Origin of the sequence: Entomomonas asaccharolytica (assembly GCF_016653615.1) — a bacterium.
GTDB classification, from domain to species: Bacteria; Pseudomonadota; Gammaproteobacteria; order Pseudomonadales; family Pseudomonadaceae; genus Entomomonas; species Entomomonas asaccharolytica.
The window spans coordinates 292,243-309,441 of the sequence record NZ_CP067393.1; the positions used below are offsets into that span (position 1 = coordinate 292,243).

17 protein-coding genes and 1 pseudogene are annotated in these 17,199 nt (G+C 37.2%); 9 read left to right on the top strand and 9 right to left on the bottom strand.

All coding sequences use genetic code 11. The annotated features are described in order from the left end of the window. Window positions 1-50: 50 nt before the first annotated feature. Window positions 51-320, bottom strand: a complete 270-nt coding sequence (rpsT, locus tag JHT90_RS01345; protein ID WP_201093174.1) for a 30S ribosomal protein S20 — start codon at window positions 318-320, stop codon at window positions 51-53. Window positions 321-581: 261 nt separating this feature from the next. Between rpsT and murJ the strand changes: the two genes are divergently transcribed. Further along, on the top strand, window positions 582-2,153 hold the full coding sequence (gene murJ / locus JHT90_RS01350) for a murein biosynthesis integral membrane protein MurJ (protein ID WP_201093176.1): 1,572 nt from the start codon (window positions 582-584) through the stop codon (window positions 2,151-2,153). A gap of 46 nt (window positions 2,154-2,199) precedes the next feature. Here the strand turns inward: murJ and JHT90_RS01355 are convergent, their stop codons facing one another. Next, complete coding sequence (locus tag JHT90_RS01355; protein ID WP_201093178.1) at window positions 2,200-3,030, bottom strand: aldo/keto reductase; 831 nt, start codon at window positions 3,028-3,030, stop codon at window positions 2,200-2,202. A gap of 244 nt (window positions 3,031-3,274) precedes the next feature. On the opposite strand from JHT90_RS01355, the gene JHT90_RS01360 reads away from it, so the two are divergent. The 4 genes from JHT90_RS01360 (at window position 3,275) to JHT90_RS01375 (ending at window position 7,401) form a co-directional block, all read left to right on the top strand. Continuing rightward, complete coding sequence (locus tag JHT90_RS01360) at window positions 3,275-3,712, top strand: FxsA family protein (protein WP_201093179.1); 438 nt, start codon at window positions 3,275-3,277, stop codon at window positions 3,710-3,712. Window positions 3,713-3,891: 179 nt separating this feature from the next. After that, on the top strand, window positions 3,892-4,185 hold the full coding sequence (locus JHT90_RS01365) for a co-chaperone GroES (RefSeq protein WP_201093181.1): 294 nt from the start codon (window positions 3,892-3,894) through the stop codon (window positions 4,183-4,185). Between the two features lie 34 nt (window positions 4,186-4,219). Further along, window positions 4,220-5,866 (top strand): chaperonin GroEL, encoded by a 1,647-nt coding sequence (gene groL, locus JHT90_RS01370; RefSeq protein WP_201093183.1) that lies wholly within the window; start codon window positions 4,220-4,222, stop codon window positions 5,864-5,866. A 161-nt stretch (window positions 5,867-6,027) separates the two neighbouring features. Further along, window positions 6,028-7,401: an OprD family outer membrane porin gene (locus tag JHT90_RS01375; RefSeq protein WP_201093184.1), complete on the top strand. Its 1,374-nt coding sequence runs from the start codon at window positions 6,028-6,030 to the stop codon at window positions 7,399-7,401. A 10-nt stretch (window positions 7,402-7,411) separates the two neighbouring features. Here the strand turns inward: JHT90_RS01375 and JHT90_RS01380 are convergent, their stop codons facing one another. The 7 genes and pseudogenes from JHT90_RS01380 to lptM all read right to left on the bottom strand — a co-directional run. After that, window positions 7,412-7,672, bottom strand: a complete 261-nt coding sequence (locus JHT90_RS01380) for a hypothetical protein (RefSeq protein ID WP_201093186.1) — start codon at window positions 7,670-7,672, stop codon at window positions 7,412-7,414. Between the two features lie 231 nt (window positions 7,673-7,903). Beyond that, a complete protein-coding gene (locus JHT90_RS01385; RefSeq protein ID WP_201093188.1) occupies window positions 7,904-8,185 on the bottom strand; it encodes a hypothetical protein in 282 nt (93 codons plus the stop codon). Between the two features lie 140 nt (window positions 8,186-8,325). Next, window positions 8,326-9,228, bottom strand: a complete 903-nt coding sequence (xerC, locus tag JHT90_RS01390) for a tyrosine recombinase XerC (RefSeq protein ID WP_201093189.1) — start codon at window positions 9,226-9,228, stop codon at window positions 8,326-8,328. A gap of 8 nt (window positions 9,229-9,236) precedes the next feature. After that, complete coding sequence (locus JHT90_RS01395; RefSeq protein WP_201093191.1) at window positions 9,237-9,917, bottom strand: DUF484 family protein; 681 nt, start codon at window positions 9,915-9,917, stop codon at window positions 9,237-9,239. Beyond that, window positions 9,914-10,744: a diaminopimelate epimerase gene (gene dapF / locus JHT90_RS01400; RefSeq protein ID WP_201093193.1), complete on the bottom strand. Its 831-nt coding sequence runs from the start codon at window positions 10,742-10,744 to the stop codon at window positions 9,914-9,916. The genes JHT90_RS01395 and dapF overlap by 4 nt, the downstream gene beginning before the upstream one ends. Window positions 10,745-10,753: 9 nt before the next feature. Further along, window positions 10,754-12,001 (bottom strand): diaminopimelate decarboxylase, encoded by a 1,248-nt coding sequence (gene lysA, locus JHT90_RS01405; RefSeq protein ID WP_201093195.1) that lies wholly within the window; start codon window positions 11,999-12,001, stop codon window positions 10,754-10,756. Window positions 12,002-12,120: 119 nt separating this feature from the next. After that, a pseudogene (gene lptM, locus JHT90_RS15190) lies at window positions 12,121-12,225 on the bottom strand (LPS translocon maturation chaperone LptM); the annotation flags it as partial. A 124-nt stretch (window positions 12,226-12,349) separates the two neighbouring features. Between lptM and cyaY the strand changes: the two are divergent. The 4 genes from cyaY to gyrA all read left to right on the top strand — a co-directional run bounded on the left by cyaY (window position 12,350) and on the right by gyrA (window position 17,151). After that, window positions 12,350-12,688, top strand: a complete 339-nt coding sequence (gene cyaY, locus JHT90_RS01415; RefSeq protein WP_201093199.1) for an iron donor protein CyaY — start codon at window positions 12,350-12,352, stop codon at window positions 12,686-12,688. A 122-nt stretch (window positions 12,689-12,810) separates the two neighbouring features. Further along, the gene (gcvT, locus tag JHT90_RS01420; RefSeq protein WP_201093201.1) at window positions 12,811-13,893 is read left to right on the top strand and encodes a glycine cleavage system aminomethyltransferase GcvT; all 1,083 of its coding nucleotides are present in this window, start codon (window positions 12,811-12,813) and stop codon (window positions 13,891-13,893) included. A gap of 24 nt (window positions 13,894-13,917) precedes the next feature. Further along, window positions 13,918-14,301 (top strand): glycine cleavage system protein GcvH, encoded by a 384-nt coding sequence (gene gcvH, locus JHT90_RS01425; protein ID WP_201093203.1) that lies wholly within the window; start codon window positions 13,918-13,920, stop codon window positions 14,299-14,301. 156 nt (window positions 14,302-14,457) lie between these two features. Next, on the top strand, window positions 14,458-17,151 hold the full coding sequence (gene gyrA, locus JHT90_RS01430; RefSeq protein WP_201093204.1) for a DNA gyrase subunit A: 2,694 nt from the start codon (window positions 14,458-14,460) through the stop codon (window positions 17,149-17,151). The last annotated feature ends 48 nt before the right edge of the window (window positions 17,152-17,199 follow it).

Sequence of the window (17,199 nt, forward strand, 5' to 3'; positions counted from 1 at the left end):
AACAACAAAACCGACAATAGAGTCGGTTTTATTTTAAATCTTTTTAAAGATTAAGCAGCGCTTAATGCTTTTAAGTGCGCGTTTAAACGGCTCTTATGACGTGCAGCTTTATTCTTGCTGATAATGCCTTTGTCTGCAATACGATCAATAACAGGAACTGCTTTCTCATAAGCGGCTTTAGATTTTTCTAAATCTTTAGTTTCTAAAGCTTTAACTACGTTCTTGATATAAGTACGAACCATAGAGCGCAAGCTGGCATTGTGAGCGCGTTGCTTTTCAGCTTGTCTTGCGCGTTTTTTTGCGGAAGGGGTATTTGCCACCTTTCAACTCCTCGAAAAAACTTGATTAATAAAATTAAGGGCGGCAATATTGCCCTTTTTAGAGGGTAATGTCAAGCATTTTGTCCTGACTATTATAAATACTTAAAGCATAGGTTAATATACGCCATATTAACAATTAAATAAAGTTTGCTGTGGGTAAAGAACCTTCTTAAACTTTATGCCTCTAATTGGTTTTAGCTATAAAAAGTAAATTGATGATAAACCTATTATATAGGGTATTACTAGGAACAATTTTCCATTATGACAACAGAGCAAGTGCCAAAAAAAGCAAACAGCAGTGGGTTATTGCGATCTAGTATTATTGTTAGTTTGATGACTTTATTATCTCGTGTATTAGGTATGGTGCGAGATATTATAGTTGCTCGTTATTTTGGTTCAGACTCTGCCGCAGACGCTTTCTTTGTAGCTTTTCGCATTCCTAATTTTTTACGTCGATTGTTTGCTGAAGGGGCTTTTGCACAAGCCTTTGTCCCTGTTCTTTCTGAGTATCGTACCAAGCGTAGTTTAGAGGAAGTTAAAATACTGGTTGATCGCACGATGGGGACATTGGGATTAGTCCTCTCTGGTATCACAATATTTGGTGTGATTTTTGCGCCTTATATTATGATGGTGTTTGCTCCAGGCTTCTACAATGATCCTTATAAAATGGAGCTGGCTGGAGAGTTATTACGAATAACATTTCCCTATTTAATGTTAATTTCATTAACTGCATTTTGTAGTGGTATTTTAAATAGTTATGGTAAGTTTGCAGTACCTGCTGTAACCCCCGTATTATTAAATATTAGTATGATTGCGGCCACTATCTTAATGTCGCCTTATTTTAAAGAGCCTGTCATGGCTCTGGCATGGGGTGTGTTTATAGCGGGTGTTGCACAGTTTTTATTTCAACTTCCTTTTCTAATAAAAATAAAATTATTACCTCGCCCTCGCTTGCATAAAGATGAAGGGGTAAAACGCATTCTATTATTGATGTTACCTGCATTATTAAGTGTTTCTGTTAGTCAGATCAATCTATTATTAGATACCATTTTGGCCTCTTTCTTAAGAGAAGGTAGTGTGTCATGGCTTTATTATGCTGATCGTTTATCTGAGCTGCCATTAGGCGCTTTTGGTATCGCTATAGGTACTGTTATTTTACCTAGCCTGTCAAGACAACATGCTGGCGAAGATCCCAAGGCGTTTTCTGCGACCTTAGATTGGGCGATTAGAATGGTTTTATTAGTAGGCGTTCCTGCTGCATTAGCGTTAGGCTTATTAGCAGAACCATTAATTGCCACACTTTATAATTATGGCAAGATGACAGATTATGCGGTTGAACAATCAGCGATGGCGCTACAAGCTTATTCATTAGGGGTTTTAACCTTTATGCTAATTAAGGTATTGGCACCAGGTTACTTTGCCCGTCAAGATTTAAAAACACCTGTTAAAATAGCCATTGTTTGTATGGTTGCTAATATGGGTTTTAATTTAATCCTTATTTGGCCATTGCAACATGTTGGCTTAGCGTTGGCTACTTCTTTATCTTCTGTACTAAATACATGGTTATTGTTATGGGGGCTTCGTAAAGCTGGCGTCTATGTGCCAAGCGCTGGTTGGCGATTATTTATTCTACGCTTGATCGCTGCTTGTGCTGTTATGGCAACACTTATTTATTGGCTTAATGCGCCATCCGTTGAATGGTTTGCTTGGGGCTGGAAAAAACGTGTATTTGAAATGAGTATTCTGGTGATTGCAGGGATTGTGGTGTTTTTTGCTGCCTTGGGAATATTCGGTATGAGACCAAAACATTTTAGACAAACAGTATCTGCTTAAGAGTTAGCCATCTAATTAGTTAGATGGCTAAGTTAAAGAAGAAATCCTATTCTTCTGTATAGGTATCAGGGTCTTGTTTCGGTTTTATATGTTTATCTAATGTAGATATTAAAACCATATCTTCTTTATCTAGTTCGAAATCAAAAATATTTAGATTTTGTTGCATACGTTTTGGGTGGGACGACTTAGGAATAATACTATTGCCAAGTTGTAAATGCCAACGTAATACAATTTGCGCTGGCATTTTATTATGTTTGGCTGCTATGTTGGTAATAATGCTGGTATTGAGTAGATCAGTGCCTCTACCTAATGGACTCCATGCTTGGCAAACAATATTATATTTAGCCATCCATAAGCGAGTTTCTTGTTGCGGTAAATAAGGGCTTAGCTGAATTTGATTGACTGCTGGAATAATACCTGTTTCATCAATAATGCGGCTTAGATGTGCTATTTTGAAATTTGATACGCCAATGGCTTTAATTAACCCTTTATTGTAGAGCGTAATAAAAGCTTTCCAAGTTTCTACATAGAGGTTTTGACTAGGTAAAGGCCAATGAATAAGGTATAAATCAAGATAATCTAATTGTAGGTCTTTAAGAGTTTGGTAGAATGCATCAATAGTCTTCTGGTAACCATGGGCACTGCCACGAAGCTTGCTAGTAATAAATAATTCTTCTCTAGCTACCTTGGATTGTTTAATACCTTTACCAACAGCTTGTTCATTACCATATCTGGCGGCTGTATCTATAAGCCGAAAACCTTGCTCGATAGCGGTGGTAACAGTTTGTGTACACTCATTTCCTAGTAAAGGCCAAGTGCCTGAACCAATAATGGGCATTGTTACACCATTATTTAATGTTATTGTTTTACTTAGCATATAACTCTCCCTTTAATGTGGAGTTTAAGTTTAAGATAATTGTTTTGGACTTATATTAATAATAATGGTTTAGTACAGGGCAAATATATTATGTAACCCAATATAATGTTAATAGGGTTAATTTAAAATTTTGTAATGTGTTGGTTGATAATTTTAAATATTTATATATTCGTGTTATTAAGTATATGGCATAGTATGGTTATGGTATAAAAAGGATAAGTTATAGCACTAGATAGAGGTTGGTATGCGTTTTTTTGGTATATATTTTATTATTGAGATAGTGCTGTTAGTTGTAGCAGGTAGATTCTTAGGTATTGGTTTAACACTTTTTATTATTTTAGCCACTACTATTTTAGGTGTGTTAATTTTGCGTTTGGCAGGTATTACCACATTAATGGGGATTCGTCAGAAGATTAATCAAGGGGAAACCCCTGATGGCGAAATGATGAATGGTATGCTTTTAGGTTTGGGTGGCGGTTTATTATTTTTACCAGGTTTATTGGGTAATGTAGTTGGTATCCTGCTAGTTATTCCTGCCTCTAGGGGGTTATTTATCCAATTCGCTAAAAAAATGTTAGCTAAATACAGTGTGCGTACACAACAGACTTATGGTTCATCAGATCAATATCAATCACATAAGCCAGATATTATTGAGGGTGAGTGGGAAAGAAAAGATAAATAAAAAAATAATAAATTGACCCTTGAATTATTTTTTTTTGCCCTTATTTAATTTACCAGTTTATTTAATACTTAGTTTTACCTACTAAGTATTTGTTTATTTAGTCGCCATTATTGGTTAAATGACCAATAAGGGTATTTTTAATTTAAATAAGTAATAATTTGTTCAGGAGAATTTTGGATATGAAACTTCGTCCATTGCATGACCGTGTTGTCATTCGCCGTAGCGAAGAAGAGACAAAGACTGCTGGTGGTATCGTATTACCAGGTTCAGCAGCTGAAAAACCAAACCAAGGTGAAGTGGTAGCTGTAGGTACTGGCCGTGTTTTAGATAGTGGTGAAGTTCGTGCAGTTGCTGTTAAAGTTGGCGATAAAGTTGTGTTTGGCCCATATTCAGGTAGCAACACCATTAAAGTGGATGGTGAAGACCTATTAATCATGGGTGAGAACGAAATTCTTGCTGTTATTGAAAAATAATTTAACGGTTTTATAAGATTTGAGGAAAAGATAAATGGCTGCTAAAGAAGTTAAATTTGGCGATTCTGCCCGTAGAAAATTACTAACAGGTGTTAACACCCTAGCGGACGCAGTAAAAGCAACTTTAGGCCCTAAAGGTCGTAACGTAGTATTAGAGCGTAGCTTTGGTGCACCTTTAATCACTAAAGACGGTGTTTCAGTTGCTAAAGAAATCGAATTAAAAGATAAAATTGAAAACATTGGTGCACAATTAGTTAAAGACGTAGCTTCTAAAGCGAATGATGCTGCTGGTGACGGTACTACTACTGCTACTGTACTTGCACAATCAATCGTTACTGAAGGCTTAAAATCAGTAGCTGCTGGCTTAAATCCAATGGATTTAAAACGTGGTATTGATAAAGCGACTATTGCTATCGTTGAAGAACTTAAAAAATTATCTAAGCCTTGTGAAGATACTAAATCTATCGCACAAGTAGGTACTATTTCAGCTAACTCTGATGATTCAATTGGTAACATCATTGCTGAAGCAATGGAAAAAGTAGGTAAAGAAGGCGTTATCACTGTTGAAGAAGGTTCTGGTTTAGAAAATGAACTTTCTGTAGTAGAAGGTATGCAGTTCGATCGTGGTTACCTATCTCCATACTTCATCAACAAACCAGATACTATGGCTGCTGAAGTTGATAGTCCATATATCCTATTAGTTGATAAGAAAATCTCTAATATCCGTGAATTATTACCAGTATTAGAAGCAGTGGCTAAATCAGGTCGTCCTTTACTTATCATTGCTGAAGATGTGGAAGGCGAAGCATTAGCAACGTTAGTTGTGAACAATATGCGTGGTATCGTTAAAGTGGTTGCTGTTAAGGCTCCTGGCTTTGGTGATCGTCGTAAAGCTATGCTACAAGACATCGCTATCTTAACGGGTGCAACTGTAATCAGCGAAGAGGTTGGTTTAAGCTTAGAAAGCACTACTTTAGAGCATTTAGGTACTGCTAAACGTACTGTTTCTAACAAAGAAAACACTACTATTATCGATGGTGCTGGTTCAGAAGCTGATATTGATGCGCGTATCAAGCAAATCCGTGCGCAAATCGAAGAAACTACTTCAGATTATGACCGTGAAAAATTACAAGAACGTCTTGCTAAATTAGCAGGTGGTGTTGCTGTAATTAAAGTAGGTGCGGCTACTGAAGTTGAAATGAAAGAGAAGAAAGCACGTGTTGAAGATGCATTAAGTGCTACTCGTGCAGCGGTAGAAGAAGGTGTGGTACCTGGCGGTGGTGTTGCGTTAGTACGTGCTTTAGAGTCTATCAAAGACCTTAAAGGTGCTAATGAAGAACAAACTGTTGGTATAAACATTTTACGTCGTGCAGCGGAAGCTCCATTACGTCAAATCGTTGCTAACTCTGGTGATGAAGCCTCTGTAGTACTTGATAAAGTAAAACAAGGTCAAGGTAACTATGGTTACAATGCGGCTACTGGTGAATACGGTGATATGATTGAATTCGGTATTATTGATCCTGCTAAAGTAACACGTAGTGCATTACAAGCAGCAGCTTCAATTGCTGGTTTATTAATCACTACTGAAGCAATCGTAGCTGAATTACCTGAAGATAAATCTGCTCCTGCAATGCCTGATATGGGCGGTATGGGTGGAATGGGCGGTATGGGCATGATGTAATATCAGCTCATTAAGCTATCTTCAAAAACCCACCTATTTGGTGGGTTTTTTTATGTTTATCGTTTAATCTAATAGAAAAGGCTCTATACTTAATAAATTATTTTGTGTAAGCTAAAGTTTCTAAAATAATTATATTTAACAAAAATAAAAAAGGTAAAACAATGATAAAAGCTTTATTGCCTATGGCTACTATAGGTATTGGTTTGGGCATAGGAGTGATAAGCCCAGCACAAGCAGTGCAAAGTCAACAAGATGCAAATGGTTTTCTCGAAGACTCTCAGTTTAAAGGGTTATACAAAAATTTTTATTTCTACAGAAATTTTCTCAATGAGCCCAGTAGTAGGCAAAATTATGCAAAGGAATGGGCGCATGGCATTATGTTGGATTATTCTTCTGGCTTTACACAAGGAACAGTAGGCTTTGGTTTAGATGTACAAGGCTTTATGTCGCAAAGGCTGGATAGTGGTAAGGGGCAAGCTGGTGGTGGTATTGGATTAGTCCCTTATAAAGAAGGAACAGATCCTAAACATGGTTATGGTCGTGTGAATGCGGCTGTTAAAATGAGAATCTCTAAAACTGTTTTAAAATATGGCGATATGTATCCAGAGAATCCCATATTCGGTACGGCTAATAACCGACTCTGGCCGCAAACCTCTACTGGGTTTCAGCTAATTAGTAATGAGCTAGATAAAGCTGTTTTTGAAGTAGGCTATTTTACCGCTAAAAATGCTAGAACATCTTCTCATCATACAGGTGATATAGGGTTCTGGAATTTATTGGCAGTTAATCCTCAAACAGGCAAATTAGTGCGTGCTAGAAATGTTAAATATGCAGGGGTTACTTATCGACCATTTGATGGCTTAAGTCTGATTTATTATGGGTCAGATTTTAAAGATGTTTATCGTCAGCATTATGCAGAAATTACTTATAATCAACCATTTAATCCAAAGCTAGCATGGTCGACTACGGGTAATGTTTATCGTACATTGGCGAGTGGTAACGATAAGGCTGGCCGTATTAATAACACAACATGGGGATTAAAAACTTCACTAACCTATGATGTGCATAAATTTACCTTAGCTTATCAGCAATCTAATGGTAATCAGGCAATGCCTTTTGAAGGTGCATATCCAGGTGAATATTCTTATAAATGGTTAGTTAATGCATCTATGTACAATGACTTTGATGCGGCTAATGAAAAATCAGCGCAAGTTCGTTATGACTATAATTTTACCAATTGGGGTATTCCAGGCTTAAGTTTTACCACCCGTTATGTAAAAGGATGGGATGCTGATTACAGCCATAATAATGCAAAAAATACTGCCTCATATATGGGCTATAAATATAAGCATTGGGAATATAATGCTGAAACTAAATATGTGGTGCAATCTGGTAAAGCAAAGGGGTTATCATTTCATGTACGCTATGGCAAGCACCGTACTGAAAACAATTCACCCTTACGAGACTTTGATGAAGTGAGAATAATTACACAGTATCCGTTTGATATTTTGGCAATGGGCAAGGCACTTTTTTAAGTGCCTATTTTTATTTACTAGTATGTTGTTTTAAGATAAGTAATGCTTGTTCGGTTGTAGCAATACAGTTTTCGATATCACCTTGTTTTTGGTATTCTTCTGCTTGTAAGCGTAGTTCATGAACGCGTTCTTTATTGGGTGAACCCATAGTAATAGCTTCAGTGGCTTTATAGCGTTCAATTTTTTTTAAGTTGGTGCTACATAGGTCTGACTCCGCAAAAGCAATCGATGACATCAATGCGGATAGAATAAAAACAATGATTGTTTTCATAATAATTACCTCTTATGTAATTGTTAATTAAATAGATTCCAATTTTTTACAAGAAAGCACTTTTGACTACTAAGGGCTTTTCTTGATGTATATTCTGACTAATGAGTGGCTACAGAAAAAAATATAAATTTAGTAAATGGTCTTAGTATTAGGAAAGCTTTTATTAAAAACTTTCCTTTAGCTAAGTAAATATTTATAGTGTTAGCAAGTAATTTAAAAAATAATCAATTTTTATTTATTGCTATGTTGAGCAATGATAGATAGTGCTTGTTCTGATGTTGCTATACAGTTTTTAGTATCACCCGCTGCTTTATATTCTTTTGCTTTTTCATGTAATTCTTTAAGTTGAGTATTCTCTGGCTCACCCGTAGTCATTGAAAACTGTGCTCTGTAGTTATCAATTTTGTTCAAATTAATATCGCAAAGATTGTGGTCTACTGTTGATGAATGGTTATTGTTAGATGAACAGCCGATAGCCATAAGTGCTAGCGAAATAATAAGTAAGTTTCTCATTTTAATCCCCTCAAATAATTTTATATTTAACCAATAGACAGATTAGTTAATTAATCGTTCAACTATACTTTTTTATTATTAAAACTAAAAAAAGTATATCAGCTTTGATTCAGTAAACTATTAGTCTTTAGATTGAAGGCTTATTTTTTGTTTTTGTGGTGGGCGCGAGGATGAGCCTGATCATACACAGCAGCTAAATGTTGAAAGTTTAGATGAGTATAAATTTGGGTGGTAGATATATCAGCATGGCCTAATAATTCTTGTACTGCACGTAAATCTTGCGAAGACTCTAAAAGATGACTAGCAAAACTATGGCGTAACATATGGGGATGTAAGTGTTGCCCTAAGCCTTTGGCTCCTGCTTGTTGTACACGTAATTCAACCGCTCTTGGTGATAGCTTTGTGCCACGTTGACTGATAAATACAAAATCATCTTTAGGATTTGCTTGTAAACGGATAGTTAACCAAGCTGTTAAGGCTTGTTTGGCTTTTGTACCTACAGGGAGTTCTCTGGTTTTATTGCCTTTACCTAATACACGAACGCTATTGTTGTTTAAGTCTAATTCAGTGAGTGTTAAATTTACTAGCTCAGAAAGTCTTAGCCCAGAAGAATAAAATAACTCTAACATGGCATGATCACGGCAATTTATAAATTCATTATCACTACTAGCTATCGGTGTATCTAGCAACTGCTGTGTACGATCTATATCTAATAGTTTTGGTAAACGCTTTTCTGTTTTTGGAGGCATAATACCTGTACTAGGATCTTTGCTACATAATTGCTCTTTGATAAGATAGCGATAGAGCCCACGTAGCGAAGAGAGTAGTCGTCCTAGGCTGCGCGCAGACAATCCTTGTCTATGAAGTTTACTAATAAATAAGCGAACTTGATGGGTAGTTAGTTCTGCCCAGTTAGTTACATGGTGTTCTTCACATAGGACTATTATTTTTTGAATATCACGTTGATATCCAGCCAGTGTATGTGGTGATACTTGCCGTTCGGTTTGCAAATGTCTTAAGTAGTTTTCTAAAGCAACTTGCATTATTAATCCTACAATAGACGAGGTAGAATACGACAAAGAATATCGCTTATTTGTTGTAAGAAAATAGTGCCCGTTTCTCTTTGATAACGATATTGATCACTACTGCCTAATGCTAATAAGCCTAGTGTATTATTATTTCTGAGGGGTACTAGTGCCGCTGAGTGCACGTTATGATCGTTACCAAATAAAAATTCTAAGGCATTATCTCTAAATTGGCCTGTGGTGATTTTATCTGTATTAATTAAACTACCTAATTTGGTTTGAGCTTCTTCAAGTTTACAGAAACGACCAGCGGGCAAAGTGCTTTCACTAAACAAAATAAAGCTAATTTTTTCTATTTTAAAATCATGTCTTAGGCTGTCTTCTAGGGTAGCAACTAAGCTTTCAAGGGAGGTTGCTTCCAGTAGTTCAAGGGTTAAGCGTCGCGCCTTTTCGAATAGGCGATCATTTTCTCTTGCCATTTCGAGTAGATGATTGAGTTGCTTTTGCAAATCTTGATTGCGAGAACGTAACCGATTAAGTTGGTGTTCAATTAAAGAAATAGCTTTACCTGACTCATGGCGAATACGTATGGTTTGTAATACATCATCATGTTTAATAAAAAAATCAGGATGTTGTCTAATATACTCTGCAACTGCTTCAGCTGTTAACTCATTTGAAGTTTGTTCTGATGGAGTAGGTTGACTCATAATTGTATTTTTCCTTCATAAACGCTTACTGCATTGCCTGTCATGAAAACAGGAGTATCGCCACCTTTCCACTCAATGGTTAATTTACCACCTAGTAATTGTAAGTGCACAGGTGACTCCATCCAATTATTTTGAATGGCAGTTACAGCCGCTGCACAAGCGCCTGTGCCACAAGCTTGTGTTTCACCTGCACCGCGTTCCCATACACGCAATTTAGCATGATGACGATCAGTAATTTCTATAAAACCCACATTAACACGATTAGGAAAAAGGGGATGATGTTCGATTTTTGAGCCTAGGGCTTGTACAGGCGCAGTTTTTAGATTGTCAGTACGAATAACCGCATGGGGGTTACCCATGGATACAGCTGATATGTCAATAGTCTGCTCTTCAACTACGAGAGGATATGTAGTAGCTTGTTGCTCGGCTAGAAAAGGGATTTCTTTAGGGGTAAAGCGAGCTTTACCCATGTTTACCTTCACTTGATGATCTGGCAGAACATGTAGCTCAATAATGCCACTGCTAGTTTCTACAATAATATGTTTTTTGGCGGTTAAGCGCTTGTTGCGAACAAAGATAGCAAAGCAACGCGCACCATTACCGCACTGTTCAACCTCTGAACCATCCGCATTAAATATACGATAACTAAAATCAACGTCTGGTTTGTTAGGTGGCTCAACCAGTAGTAGTTGGTCAAAACCAATACCTGTATGGCGATTACTCCAATGTTTAACTTGCTTAGGCGTAATATGGGCATGTTGCGTGACGAGGTCAATGACCATAAAGTCATTGCCTAGCCCGTGCATTTTAGTAAAATGTAAAAACATGCTTACTCCTTAGGTTGGTAATAAGTACTCATCTGCATAAAGAGAGGCCAATGTTTCACGTTTACGTACAGGATAAACTTTGTCGCCATCTACCATTACTTCAGCCGCTCTACCACGTGTATTATAGTTAGAGCTCATAACAAAACCATAAGCACCTGCTGAGCATACGACTAATAGGTCACCCTCTGCGATGTTTAAGGAGCGATCTTTACCTAGAAAGTCACTGGTTTCACATACTGGGCCTACAATATCATAGCTAGTTGCTTGGCCTTGTTTTTGGATAACAGGCTGTATATCCATCCAAGCATCATAAAGTGCAGGGCGAATTAGATCATTCATTGCTGCATCAACAATAGCAAAGTTTTTATGGGTAGTATGTTTTAAATACTCTACTTGAGTTATTAAAATACCTGCATTAGCAATAATATAACGGCCAGGCTCAAATACTAATGCTAGGTTACGATCTGTTAAGCGTTCTCTTACCGCTTGAATGTAATTTTGTGCTAGAGGAGGTTGCTCATCATTATAACGTACACCTAGCCCACCCCCTAAATCGAGATGCTCAATGGTAATACCTTTGCTCGCTAATTTATCAGTGAGCAATAACAATCTGTCTAGAGCATCTAAAAAAGGTGATAAAGTAGTTAATTGTGAGCCTATATGGCAGTCAATTCCTTTAATCTTTAGGTTTGTTAATGTGGCAGCATACTCATAAACTGATTCAGCTTCAGCGATATCGATACCGAATTTATTCTCTTTTAATCCTGTAGAGATATAAGGGTGAGTTTGAGCATCTACATCAGGATTAATACGTAAAGAAATAGGGGCAATTTTACCCATTTCTGCGGCTATTTTCTGAATACGATCTAATTCATTAGTGGATTCAACATTGAAACAATGAACACCTACCTGTAATGCTGTTTGAATATCATCTACTGTTTTACCAACACCAGAAAATACGATTTTATCTGCTTGTCCACCTGCTGCTAAAACCCGTTCTAATTCGCCAAGGGAAACAATATCAAAACCTGCACCTAACTTAGCAAGGACATTGAGCACAGCAATATTGGAGTTAGCTTTCACAGCATAACAAATTAAATGAGAAGTACCTTGTAAGGCATTTTGATAGCTTTTAAATTGTTGCTCAATATGTTGTTTTGAGTATACATAGGTCGGTGTACCAAACTGTTTGGCAATATCTGTAACAGCTACTTGCTCAGCGTATAACTGGTCATTTTGATAAGTAAAAACAGACATTATTGAGCTGCCTCATTGGTGTATTCTGGTGACGCTTGATCTTGAGTCGTAGCCTCTGTCTCGCTGGTAGCTTGAGAATTAGTCACATTAGTTCGCGTTGGCTCAGTGGTAATCAATGGTGCTGTTTGCTTTTCAGGTAAATAAAGCGGACCTTTTTGACCGCAACCCGTTAATGCAAATGCATAAGTAACTACAATAACAATAGGTAAACGTAATAGTTTCATTATATTAATTCCAGATTAAGCTTTTTATTATATAAAAGTATACCGACCAATTAGCTGATTGACTATTGGTTGTGTGAGCTTTCGTTTAATATAATGGCAATATAATATGACTAGGTAGCCGTTTATGATGTTAGAAGAAACAAAATATCATCAACTTATTGATGAATTACAACAACAAGTAGAAGATATATTAGAAGCTGTAGATTTTGATGTGGATATGGATAATGCTAATGGTGTATTAACCATAGAATTTGAAAATGGCAGTCAGATTATTCTAAGTAGGCAGTCCGCTTTACGTCAATTATGGGTTGCTGCAAGGTCTGGAGGTTACCATTTAGACTATAATGCAGAACTGGCAAATTGGTTGGTGGTCAATAGTAACGAGACAATTAATGAATTGTTACAACGATTATTAAAAGAGCAAGTAGGTGAGCTGGTTAGCTTTAATGCATTACAAAACTAATAGCTAATAGTTGCCATGATTTAAATTCATATATTTTATTTGAAATCATTAGATAATATATAATATATAAATTCATCATCAACCCAACGTAAGTTATCATTAATTAATAAAAAGGAGTGCTTATGGGATTGCATACCCCTTTGTATGAGCAACATTTGGCTCTTGGGGCGGAAATGGCAGAACTCAATGGATGGGACTTGCCTTTGCATTTTGGGTCACAAGTAGAAGAACATTTTCAAGTTAGAAAAGATTGCGGTATGTTTGACGTCTCTTTTATGACAATTGTTGATATAACAGGTAAACAGGCTAAACAATATTTACAGTATATACTTGCAAATGATGTATCTTTGCTAAACGATCAAGGGCGTGTTCTGTATTCAGTCATGCTAAATGATCAAGCAGGCATTATTGATGATATTTTAGTTTATTTAACTAAAGATGGTTATCGCTTGATGTTTAATGCGGCTATCCCTGAACAAATCCTTGATTGGATGGAGCAGCACAAAGGCGATTTTGATGTGAGCTTTTGTGTTCAATCAGATGTTGCCGTACTAGCTATTCAAGGGCCAGAAGCAGTTAATAAATTATTAAAACAGTTGCCGAAACAGTATGTAGATCAGTTATCTGAATTAAAGCCACTCTATAGCTGTTTTGTGGGCGATTGGTTTATCTCTCGCACAGGTTATACGGGGGAGGATGGCGTTGAAATCGTATTGCCTAAAGCGGATGCTGAGCAGCTATGGTTAGAGCTGATAGGCGCTGGTATTATGCCAATAGGTATGCGTGCTAGAGACACGTTGCGCTTGGAAGCAGGCCATAGTATGTATGGCTTAGATATGGATGCTGAAATCTCTCCTCTATCGTGTAATATGGATTGGACAATTGCTTGGCAGCCAGAGGATCGTCAGTTTATTGGTCGTGCTGCATTAGAGAATAAATTGCAGGCAGGCTTACGTAATAAATTAATTGGCCTTGTTTCAGAAGAAAGAGGCACTTTGCATAATGGTCAGCTAGTACGTATTGAAAATGTGGGTGACGGTATTATTACTAGCACTAATTTTTCTCCTACCTTAGGAAAATGTATTGCATTGGCTAGAGTGCCTGTTCAAACAGGGGCAAGAGCGGAAGTGGAAATCAAAGGGAAATGGTGTCCTGTAAGAGTCGTTCCGCCACGATTTGTTTGGCATGGTAAAATTTTAATTTAATGATTGAAAAGGAATAGGTTAAGCATGAGCAATATCCCTAAAGTGTTACGTTATACAGAGAGCCATTCTTGGGTAGGGGTGTTAGAGGATGATATTTTAATGGTAGGGATTACAGACTATGCCCAAAATTCTTTAGGGGATATTGTATTTGTAGAACTGCCAGAAGATGGTATGCATTACCAACAAGACCAACAAATTGGCATGATAGAGTCTGTTAAAACAAGTTCTGATATTTATGCGCCTGTAACAGGTAAAGTCGTTGAAGTTAATCAACAATTAGCCGATAACCCTGAGCTAATAAATGATGATCCTTATACCGCATGGATATATAAAATATTACCTGCTTCTTTAGTAGAAGTTGAGCAGTTGTTAAAGGCGCAAGATTATCAAGACTTAATTGGTGAGTAGCCTGTAAAAACTGGTCATCTATTTGTTTTATCTTGTTATAAAAATGCCTTAAAAAATAAGGCATTTTTATTGTCAAAATACAGTTTGTTTATCTGTTTTGTGGTATCATATTCGGCTTAATCTGTAGATTGTCGCAAAACAAGGAACAGGCTTCTTATGGGCACTGAAATCGCCAAAGAAATTCTCCCCGTCAGAATTGAAGATGAACTAAAACAGTCGTACCTCGACTATGCTATGAGCGTTATTGTTGGGCGCGCTTTGCCCGATGTGCGTGATGGTTTAAAACCAGTGCATAGACGGGTGCTATTTGCTATGAATGAAAATAGCAACGATTGGAATAAACCTTATATGAAATCTGCCCGTATCGTGGGTGATGTCATCGGTAAGTATCACCCGCATGGTGACTCTGCTGTTTATGACACCATTGTACGGATGGCTCAGCCTTTCTCAATGCGTTATATGTTGGTAGATGGGCAAGGTAACTTTGGTTCTGTAGATGGTGACTCAGCTGCTGCAATGCGTTATACCGAAATACGTATGCAGAAATTAACCCATGAAATGTTAGCTGATCTTGATAAAGAGACCGTTGACTGGGTGCCTAACTATGATGATTCCTTAAAAATTCCAGCAGTATTACCCACTAAAATCCCCGCCTTATTGGTAAATGGTTCTAGTGGTATTGCGGTGGGTATGGCTACTAATATTCCGCCCCATAATTTAACGGAAGTAATCAATGGCTGTTTGGCTTTAATTGATGATGAAAATTTAACCATCGATCAGTTAATGGAGTATATTCCTGGTCCTGACTTCCCTACCGCAGGTATTATCAATGGCCGTGCAGGTATTATTGAAGGCTATCGTACAGGTCGTGGTAGAGTTTATATTCGTGCTAAAACTCATATTGAGCCGATTGAAAATGGCCGTGAACAAATAGTTGTTACTGAATTACCTTATCAAGTTAACAAAGCCAGACTTATTGAAAAAATTGCTGAGTTGGTTAAAGAAAAGAAAATTGAAGGTATCAGTGAACTACGTGATGAATCTGATAAAGACGGTATGCGTGTTGTTATAGAGTTACGTCGTGGTGAAATGCCAGAGGTAATTATTAATAACTTATATACCCAAACTCAATTACAAAATGTATTTGGTATTAACGTAGTGGCTTTAGTAGATGGCCAGCCAAGAATTCTAAATCTGAAAGAGATGTTAGAAGCTTTTGTGCGTCATCGTCGTGAAGTGGTTACTCGTCGTACTATTTATGAATTACGTAAAGCACGTGAACGTGGCCATGTGGTAGAAGGTTTAGCTGTTGCATTAGCTAATATTGATCCCATTATTGAGTTGATTAAAAAATCACCAAGTCCTGCTGAAGCTAAAGAAAAACTATTGGCTACTGCATGGGAAGCAGGTCCTATCCAAGCAATGGTAGAGCGTGCTGGTGCAGAAAGTTGCCGCCCCGATGACTTGGAAGAGCAATATGGTATTCATGATGGTAAATACTATTTATCACCAGTACAAGCGCAAGCCATTTTAGATTTACGCTTACACCGTTTAACGGGCTTAGAACATGAGAAGTTAATTGGTGAATATAAAGAAATTTTAGAGCAAATCGGTGAGTTAATCCGTATTTTGACTATTCCAGAACGTTTAATGGAAGTGATTCGTGAAGAGTTAGTCAAAGTACGTGATGAATTTGGTGATGAGCGTCGTACTGAAATTATTGCTTCGCATATGGATTTAACCACAGCTGATCTTATTCCAGAAGAAGAGCGTGTAGTTACTATTTCTCATGGCGGTTATGCCAAGTCACAACCTTTAACAGCTTATCAAGCACAACGTCGTGGTGGTAAAGGTAAGTCTGCCTCAGGTGTGAAAGATGAAGATTATATTGAGCATCTTTTAGTGGCTAATAGTCATGCTACTTTATTGTTGTTCTCTACTAAGGGTAAGGTTTATTCCCTTCGTACCTTTGAAATTCCAGAAGCGTCTCGTACAGCAAGAGGTCGTCCTTTAATAAATATCATCCCATTAGATGAGGGTGAAAAAATTACTACCATGTTGCCAGTGGATGAATTTACTGAAGGCCGCTTTATCTTTATGGCAACCGCTAACGGTACAGTGAAGAAAACCCCATTAGAACAGTTTAGTAAAGTGCGTAAGAACGGTTTAATTGCCCTAGGTTTAAAAGAGGGTGATTTATTAATTTCTGCTGCTATTACTGATGGTAATAGTGAAGTAATGCTGTTTACTGATGAAGGTAAAGTAATCCGTTTTGAAGAGTCAAAAGTCCGTGAAATGGGACGTACAGCTAAAGGTGTACGTGGTATTCGCTTACCTAAAGAAGGTGAAAACGATACCACTGATGATGACGAAAATGCAGTAGTTATTGAAGAAGATAATGATGATGACAATAGCATTGAGTTATTCAGAAGCCATGTTATTGCCATGATTATCCCTGAGGATAATGCCTATATCTTAACGGCTTCTGCACGTGGTTATGGTAAGCGTACAGCGATTGATCAATATCCTTTACGTGGTCGTGGTGGTAAAGGTGTTATTTCCATGATTACCAGTGATCGTAACGGTAAAATTGTTGGTGCTGTGCAAGTACAGGATGGTGAGGAAATTATGTTAATTTCTGACCAAGGTACTTTAGTACGTACCCGCGTAGATGAAATACGTCCAATGGGTCGTAATACCCAAGGTGTTACCTTAATTAAACTATCTACCGATGAAACCTTAGTAGGTTTAGAGCGTGTTCAAGAACCATCTGAAACGGAAGAAGATTTAGATGAAGTTGATCTTGAAAATAATGCAACTAATGATGAAGATAATCCCACTATTCAGTAATGAATAGTGTGGTAAATTAATAAAATCATAAATCGATTGAGTATAAAG